Genomic DNA, 8,174 nt, shown 5'->3' on the forward strand with positions numbered 1-8,174 from the left:
ACAAATAAAGTGCCTGAATTTTTTGTCTGTTAGTTACAGTTCGTTGCTGTGACATAATTATTTTTAATTCGGTCGCTCTGTCTTCAATTCTTTCTTGGTAATTTACTTTCATACAATCGTCTTTTTACTAGAAGTGCTATTGTAGCATGTTTTTGGAGAAGTGGTATTACTTGGGGCGAGATTATGAAGCGTTTACACCAATTACCATGGATTTGCCCGAAGAAAGAGGAATTGAACCAGATTATTGTTTTTATATCGATAATTGTGGGGCAATTATTGGTAAAAATAGGATTGCTTGGGGTGTTGAACCGCCACCAGATCTAGTAATTGAAATAGACGTAACTAGCTACACCGATGTAGATGATTATTTCCCTTATAAAGTGCCGGAAGTGTGGCTGTTTAAGAAAAATAAGCTCAGAATTTACGACTTGCAAAACGAGCGATATGTCGAAAGTTCAGTTAGCCGTTATTTTCCCAATTTTAATGTATCAGAAATTGTGGAGGAATGCTGGCAAATGTCGCGCGATCGCCATACAAGTGCAATAATTCGAGAGTTGCGACGGAAAATTGAAAGGGAGAACGGTTGAATCATATCGTGTCCGGTGAATCGATCGTAATTCCTGTAGGGGCAGCTTCACCACCAACAATAATTGCCTAAAACCAACAATTCTCATAAACCTGCCCGCGCCCAAGGATTACAAACAATTTTGATTGTGGTTAATCAAACAAACATGGTGTTCTGCCAAATCTTAATACTTTTGTCACTGCTGCCGCTAGCCAAAAACTCTCCTTCCGGGCTAAAATTAACCGAATATACCGAGTTAGTGTGACCCGCAATATTACAAATTTCTTGACCATCTTTCACTCGCCAAATCTTGATAGTTTGATTGCTGCTACTAGCCAGAATATCGCCATCGGGACTAAAAGCAATAGAATCAACATACCAAGAATGTCCTGTGATAGTTAAAACTTCTTGCCAATCTTTGACCCACCAAATTTTAATAGTATTGTCATGGCTGCCGCTAGCCAAAAACTCTCCATTTGGACTAAAAGCTATGCAGCGAACGGAGTCTGTATGACCTGTAATTGTGCGAATTAGCTTCCCATCTTTAACTCGCCAAATTTTGACTGTTCTGTCCCAACTGCAGCTAGCAAGAGTTTCTCCATCAGGGCTAAAAGCAACAAAATAAACTAAATTGATGTGACCCGCAAGCGTGCGAATTTCTTGCCCGTCTTTGACTCGCCAAATCTTGATTGTTCTGTCCCAACTGCTGCTAGCAAGAGTTTCGCCATCGGGACTGAAAGCTGCCCCGTAAACTGAGTTATTGTGACCAATCAGGGTGCGGATTTCTTGTCCATCTTTCATCCGCCAAAGTTTTACTGTTTTGTCGTGGCTGCTGCTGGCTAGCATCTGTCCGTCCGGGCTGAAAGCTACTGTATAAACCGAGTTAGCGTGTCCTGTGAGGGTGACAATTTCTTGCGCGTCTTCAACTCCCCACAGCTTGATTGTTTTGTCATCGCTGCCGCTGGCTACAACTTCTCCGTTGGGGCTGAAAGCCACAGAGTAAATTAAGTTTTTGTGTCCTGTTAGGGTGTGAAGACATTGCCAGTTATAGGTTTGCTGTTGGGGCTGGGCGGGAGTTTTTCCTGGTTTAACTAACTTGGAATTTGTTTGAGGAATTGCTAGATCGATCGCAACTTGGGGATTAATTTCTTTTAATACTTCAACAGCCGTTTGATAGCGGCGGTTGGTAGCATTTTCAATCATTTTGTCTAAAATTTTTCCGAGTTGTTCACTCACCGGTTTGTAGGCTAAATACTGCCGCCATATCCAGGCATCTTCACCAGGATCGAACAGGTCAAAAGGGGAAACTTGAGTTAGCAAATACAAACAAGTTACGCCTAAACTGTACAAATCGCTGGTAAAAAATGCTTTGCCTCTAGCTTGTTCGGGGGCGATGTATTCGGGGCTGCCGATGCTGGTTCCGGTTTTGAGTAATGCTGTACCTGTGGCAATTTTGGCGGCGCCAAAGTCTACTAAAACTAATTGTTTGTCGGCGCGGCGGATGATGTTTCCGGGTTTGATGTCTCGGTGAATAACGTTGTGGGAATGGATGAAGTGAAGGACGGGTAATAAGCTATTAAGTAAGTCTTGAATCTGATTTTCTGTAAATGTGCCTTCTGTTTCTACAATTTGTGCTAAATTTTGCCCGTCGATAAATTCTTGGACTACATATTGTCTGCTGTCTTGGATGGAATAGGCTAATAGTTCGGGAATTTGAGGGTGTTTGCCCAATTCGTCTAATCGCATTGCTTCTTGTTCAAAAAGTTCGGCTGCTTTTTTGCTGTTGCGATTGCTTGCTGATGGGATGAGTGGGGTTTCTGGGGGTAAAAATTGTTTGATGACGCAGCGAGGTTTTGAGGGCTTGTCTTCGTCAACGGCGAGGAATGTTCTACCAAAACCCCCTTGTCCGATCGCCTTTATAGCCCGGTAGCGATCGCGCAGCAGCAGTTTTGAACGGCAGTTTCTGCAAATTTTGGCTGCGGGAGGGTTTTGTGGCTTGGAACAGTTCGGGTTTAGGCAGTAACTCATTCGATTTTAGATTTTAGATTTTAGATTTGGGGATTGGGGATTTGAGATTTGCAAAGCTAGATCAAATAAAACTTGCGCCTAAATACCAAAGAAACCGGGTTTTTACCGAATCTGCGGGCTGTAACGAAGTACAATGCAAAAAACCCGGTTTCTGACTATCCCTGCGTCCGGGACTGTAAAAGTTGGTTTTAGCGTTCGGACTTTAGTCCTTTATCAACTGTCAACTGTTTTAAAAGTTCCACATAACGGGGTTATCGTCTAAATGATCGGTGACTGTGCGCCCGATCGCATCAATCTCTTTTAATTCCTCTTCACTCAATTTTACCTCAGCAGCTTTAGCATTTTCGGCTGCTTGTTCCCCGTCGCGCGCGCCGACAATTGCATTTGTTTGTGGCTGGGAAATCAACCAAGCTAAAGCTAAGTTGCCCAAGCTTATCTGGTGGCGATATGCAATTAGCCTGAGTTGATTTAATGCTGTTTGCACTCGGTCGTAATTTTCTTTGATGAACAGCTTATTTTTGGCGCGGTGGTCGCCTTCTTCAAACTTGTGTTCGGGCCCGAATTTACCTGTCAATATTCCTTGAGCTAGAGATGAATAGGCAATGATGGAGATATGATTGTCCACACAATAGGACATCGCATCTTTTTCTACCCAGCGCCAAAACAGAGAATAGGGCGGTTGCAAGCTGTCGATGCGTCCGTATTGGGCGGCTTCTTCTATTTGGGCGCGGGAGAAGTTGGAAACGCCGATCGCCCGAATTTTTCCCTGTTCTTTTAACTTGTTCAGGGCGTCCATTGTTTCTGCAATTGGCACTAACTCGGAATTCCAAGTGCCAGCGGGCCAGTGGATTTGGTAAAGGTCGATATAATCGGTGTTGAGGTTTTTTAGCGATCGATCGCAGGCTTCGATTACCAAATCGGGTTTCAGGTGGTTGGCGAAAACTTTGCTAGCATAAACTACTTGCGATCGCACATTTGAAAGTGCTTGACCGATAATTTGTTCCGAATGCCCTTCTCCGTAAACCTCAGCCGTATCAAAGGTGGTAATACCTGCCTCAAAAGCGGCGCGCATTGCTTTGACAGTTTCCGCATCCTCAATTCCCACCCACATTCGCTTCCCAGCTTGCCAAGTCCCCATAATTATCGGCGTAATCTCAATTTGTGATGTCCCCAATTGTCGCTTTTGCATACCCTAACTCCTCATTTATATTTTTAGTATTCACCCTCAAGCTCTATAATCTTAACAGAAAAAAGTTGTGTAGTCATGTACAGTAATGCTATCGTTTTATTTTGCAATAAAGAGTGATGTACAAAGTTGAAAATTAAAAATGGGAGCATCTCAACGAAAGCAGCCAAGCCCAGAATTGGAGTTAGGAGTCAGGAGCGAGTAGGAAAAAAGTCAGAAGCAAGAAGGAAGAAGCCAGAAGAAGTGTTTTTACAAATATGACATGGCTCCCCTTATAGTAGTCTAAAACTACCTTGTAAAGCAATAATTTAATCCTCTAAAATCACTTCTGCATCTTGTGTTGCTTGAGAACTTTAGCGGGACTGATAAATGAAATGCCCTGAGAAGAAGAGGTACTAATCATGACAGCTTCAATGACAGGATCATAAACCGTTTTTTCTGCAACCCACTCCACAATAAAGTTTGCACCTGAGCCTCCACTTGTATCATCTGCTGCAATGAAAAAGTCTGTGGAAGCAAGCGGCTTGAGTTCTACTGGACTCTTAATGTCTTGCCTAATCAATTTCCCATCATTATCGTAGTAACGCACCGAAGTGATAATAATTGAATTTGTCAGATCCGTATTGCGGATACTGAGCGTCGCTGACAAATTCATCACATTATCCTGGCTATTGTAGTGATAAATATGTGAGTAAATAGGGACATATACGGTTTGTCCCATCACAACTTTTGTTTGATCTAACGGGACTGCTCTCAGTGAGGTTTCACGTTTTGTATCAAGTTGTTGTCTTGGTGAGGTAGTTTGGTCTGAACAAGAACTCAGGACGATCGCCCCTAGCGCCCAACCAACCCAGAAATCATGTTTAAACTTCATCGGCATTCATCCAAATACACCACATACATTGCAGTTACGTCTAAAGCAGAAAGCAGAGTACACCTTCTCTCTCGTTTGAGGCGGCTTAGTGATAAAGTTTGAGCGGCAGTTCAACCTGGAACGTTGAGCCTTTGCCCACTTCACTCGTCACCTGTATTTGTCCGCTGTGTGCCTTGACAATTTGTTCGACGATCGCTAACCCCAGCCCAAAGCCTCCACTCTCCTGCGAGCGATCGGTGTCTACTCGATAGAAGCGATCGAAAATATAGGGTAAGTCCGCTTCTGGAATACCGATTCCCGTATCGATTATCTGAATGACTGCCAAATTGGAATGAAGAACTAGGCGTATCTGTATAGTTCCGCCAACGGGAGTATATTTACAGGCATTGTAAAGCAAGTTTTCGACTACTTGCCGTAGCAAATCAGGATCGGCCAACAATTCAATCCGTTGTGCCGGTGATTCGCAGGTTAGTTTGATATTTTGGACTTCTGCAAGTGCGAGAAACTGGGTTGCTAAATTGCTGAGGAACTCGTTGAGATTGATTAACCTGAGCGATTCCGGCGCTAGTCGCCCCTGATGCCGAGCTAACAGCAGCAAATTATTCACCAGCAGTCCCATTGATTTCGCACTGTCTACAATGTTTTCCAAGGGGGGGTGGTAGCGCGAGTCATCAGTCGCAATCATTAACCCAAGCTGGGCATTGGTGAGGATGGCAGAGAGGGGGGATCGCAACTCATGAGAGGCATCGGCTGTAAAGCGTTGAAGCTGTTGATAGGCTTGCCGAATCGGTTGCATGGCCAGCCCACTGAGAAACCAACCTGTAAGGGCAATTAAGCCCAGTGTCAGCGGGACAGCGAAAGTGAGCACAATCTGAAGCTGAGTGAGCCTGTTTTGAGTTTCTGTCAGGGGAGTTGCAACCTGAAGATAACCGAGTACCCCAGTTCTACCTTCAACGGGTAATGTCACCTGACGCAGCCAGATTCCTTTTCCCAAAAGTGGATCGATCGATCGAACTGTGAGATAACCAAAGGGCGTATTTAACTGCTCTGAAGAAGGAGTCCCAAAAAAACGAACTAACCGCCTTTGTGCGTTATACCAGCGTACATAAATCAGATCTTCTGCAAGCGGATGAGACCCACTGCCTAACAAGGAGACATGACTCAGATCGACCTGGCTCTGGTTTTTGCGAACTTCATAATGTACGCTGGCAGCCATGACTCTAGTCTTGTCATAGAGCAGTCGGTCAAGGGCTTCTAGTTTATCTTTTACCTCAATCTGGTAAATCACCCCTGCAAACAGCACGAGAATGCTTCCCATGGAGAGGGTGAACCAACGAGCCAGATTGCGACGACTTTGATTAAACATGACTTGCCTTCACGATCGTTACTTTTCAGGGGAAGTGAGGCGATAACCCATACCGTAAATGCTCTCAATCCAGTCTGCCGATCCTACAGCCTGCAAGCGTTGGCGGAGTTTGCGAATTAGAACCGTAATTGCATTGCTCTCTGGTTCAGTCCCCCATTCCCACACAGCTTGTTCAATCTGATTCCGAGTCAAAACCTGTCGAGGATGACGCATAAAATACTCCAACAACTGAAACTCGCGACTGGAGAGGGAAACAGTTGCACCTTGTCGCTCAACAGTCAGAGTATCGAGGTGGAGTTGTAGATCCTCAAGGCTGAGCGTATCTCCTTGCCAAAGGGGCGATCGTCGTCTTAATGCCCGCACTCGTGCCATGAATTCAACCAAATCGATGGGTTTCACCAGGTAATCATCTGCACCTGCGTCTAACCCAGTCACTTTTTCCGGCGTGGTGTCTCTTGCGGTGATCATCAAAATCGGCGCTGTTTTCCCTGCGGCTCGATATTGACGACAGAGATTTACCCCACTGATATGTGGCAACATCCAGTCCAAAATCAACAAATCATATTCTTTTTCTGATAACAGCCACTGTGCCGTCTGTCCATCTTTTACCCCATCCACGCTATGTCCTGCTTGAGACAGCACTGTTTGAAGTGGCATCAGTTGCTTTGGATCGTCCTCCACCAGCAAAACTCTCATATCTCGGCTCGCCTCCTTCGCAGCTTGCAGTTTTAAGAATTATTAGAGTTTGAGGCGATTCGCGCATCTTCTTTAAGCTAGATTTTAGGAGATATCCAGTTGTATTAAAGTGCCAATATAGCAATCCTAAATGATTCAGATAAATTTGTAGGGGTAGTGCTAAGAGTTCCTATCCCTTATCTATCGGGCAACCACGGGAGGATTGCCCCTACAATAATTATGCAAATGATTTAGAATTGCTATAGATAGTAAGAGCCTCAGAATAAATGGGAAAGAATAGCGGATGATTAGACGTTGGCTGCAAGTCTCAGGCGCAGAGTTTTGGTTGCCATTGCCGTTTGTGGCGATCGCGTTTTGGGTTGGTTCCAGTTTCCTAATGGCTCAAGAATTACAACAACCCCAGATAGTAAAGAATAAACTTCAGGCAGATACCCAGCTTAAAGCAACGGTGTCTGTCAATATATTGCTGATCAACGCGGTGATTAACCGAAAACAAGGAACCACCCAGGTTGCGGTAGAAACAGCAGAACCCATTTTGAAGCGATTGGAATTAGAATTGCCAATGACTGACGCAACCCAGATAGAGGCAGCGATCGCCCAAGAACTACAGTTATCGCGTCAAAATGTGCGGCAGTTAGTCCGTTACGAGATCGTTGAATAAATTTATTGTTTCAATTTTGCGCTCGCATCCAGTCAAATAAGGTTGTTAAATTTATAGGTTTCCTCGCTGCGATCGAGCAATTGCTCAAGCGGCAAGAAGCGTCCAATACTCTTGCCACTTCACTGTTAATAACTACTGAGTGACGATTTCGTTATTGATGGAAAAATTCGCTGCATTTTGCCGAGCAATTTGTTCTGCCAATGCTTTTTGTTCTGCCGTTTGAACGCGGCCTGTTAACACAATCGAATTATCCCGATCGTCTGCGTCCAAATCGAATTGCTTGAGGGTGGCATCGGAGTCTAAAGCATCTTCTACGCGATCAGCAATATCGTCAATGTCTTGATTTTCAGCCGTCTGTGCGGTCGTGGTTGCAGGCGCAGCAGGGGTTGAAACAGTCGTATTTCCAGTGGCAGTTGTGGGAGCAGAAGTAGATGGAACAGTTGTCTGTGAAGTATTGGGGGAGGTGCAAGCACCTAAACCCAAAATTGCAACTGTGCTGACGCTGATTCCTTGCACAAATAGCTTTAATAATTGCATATTCTTTGTTTGTTTTGTTGGTAGTGAAACGCAATTTTGCCGATAAAACTCAGGATGAAGTCTTTGAGCCTTTGAAATTAACATATAAATGTACGATTGTTCATCTATCAAAAGTAATGCTTTTTACAACCTTATTAATAAAAGGCAACAATAAATCAAATCCAGTGAACTAAGGTTGGCAAGCCTATACAGCGGTTCCCGCTGTAATGAGGTACAATCAATAATAATGAAATATCATTGTGTAATCAAACCTAATGAAAG

Annotated in this window: 8 protein-coding genes; 2 read left to right on the forward strand and 6 right to left on the reverse strand. The window is 44.2% G+C overall.

The genetic code is table 11. The features are described 5' to 3' along the window. Positions 1-146 precede the first annotated feature (146 nt). The gene (locus QUA10_RS28285) at positions 147-587 is read left to right on the forward strand and encodes a Uma2 family endonuclease (RefSeq protein ID WP_333085827.1); all 441 of its coding nucleotides are present in this window, start codon (positions 147-149) and stop codon (positions 585-587) included. A 134-nt stretch (positions 588-721) separates the two neighbouring features. On the opposite strand, the gene QUA10_RS28290 is transcribed toward QUA10_RS28285, so the two are convergent. From QUA10_RS28290 to rppA, 5 genes are all read right to left on the reverse strand, one after another. After that, positions 722-2,593: a serine/threonine-protein kinase gene (locus tag QUA10_RS28290; protein WP_333085828.1), complete on the reverse strand. Its 1,872-nt coding sequence runs from the start codon at positions 2,591-2,593 to the stop codon at positions 722-724. 229 nt (positions 2,594-2,822) lie between these two features. Then, positions 2,823-3,782 (reverse strand): aldo/keto reductase, encoded by a 960-nt coding sequence (locus QUA10_RS28295; protein ID WP_333085829.1) that lies wholly within the window; start codon positions 3,780-3,782, stop codon positions 2,823-2,825. A 319-nt stretch (positions 3,783-4,101) separates the two neighbouring features. Next, positions 4,102-4,653, reverse strand: coding sequence for a DUF3124 domain-containing protein (locus QUA10_RS28300; RefSeq protein ID WP_333085830.1), 552 nt, complete (start codon positions 4,651-4,653; stop codon positions 4,102-4,104). A gap of 85 nt (positions 4,654-4,738) precedes the next feature. After that, positions 4,739-6,019: a HAMP domain-containing sensor histidine kinase gene (locus QUA10_RS28305; RefSeq protein WP_333085831.1), complete on the reverse strand. Its 1,281-nt coding sequence runs from the start codon at positions 6,017-6,019 to the stop codon at positions 4,739-4,741. A gap of 18 nt (positions 6,020-6,037) precedes the next feature. After that, entirely contained in the window at positions 6,038-6,715 is a 678-nt protein-coding gene (rppA, locus tag QUA10_RS28310; protein ID WP_333085832.1) for a two-component system response regulator RppA, read from the reverse strand. A 283-nt stretch (positions 6,716-6,998) separates the two neighbouring features. Between rppA and QUA10_RS28315 the strand changes: the two genes are divergently transcribed. Next, positions 6,999-7,376: a hypothetical protein gene (locus QUA10_RS28315; RefSeq protein ID WP_333085833.1), complete on the forward strand. Its 378-nt coding sequence runs from the start codon at positions 6,999-7,001 to the stop codon at positions 7,374-7,376. A 132-nt stretch (positions 7,377-7,508) separates the two neighbouring features. On the opposite strand, the gene QUA10_RS28320 is transcribed toward QUA10_RS28315, so the two are convergent. Continuing rightward, a complete protein-coding gene (locus tag QUA10_RS28320; RefSeq protein ID WP_333085834.1) occupies positions 7,509-7,913 on the reverse strand; it encodes a BON domain-containing protein in 405 nt (134 codons plus the stop codon). Between the last annotated feature and the right edge of the window lie 261 nt (positions 7,914-8,174).

This window comes from Microcoleus sp. Pol8_D6 (genome assembly GCF_036700965.1).
Lineage (GTDB): Bacteria > Cyanobacteriota > Cyanobacteriia > Cyanobacteriales > Microcoleaceae > Microcoleus.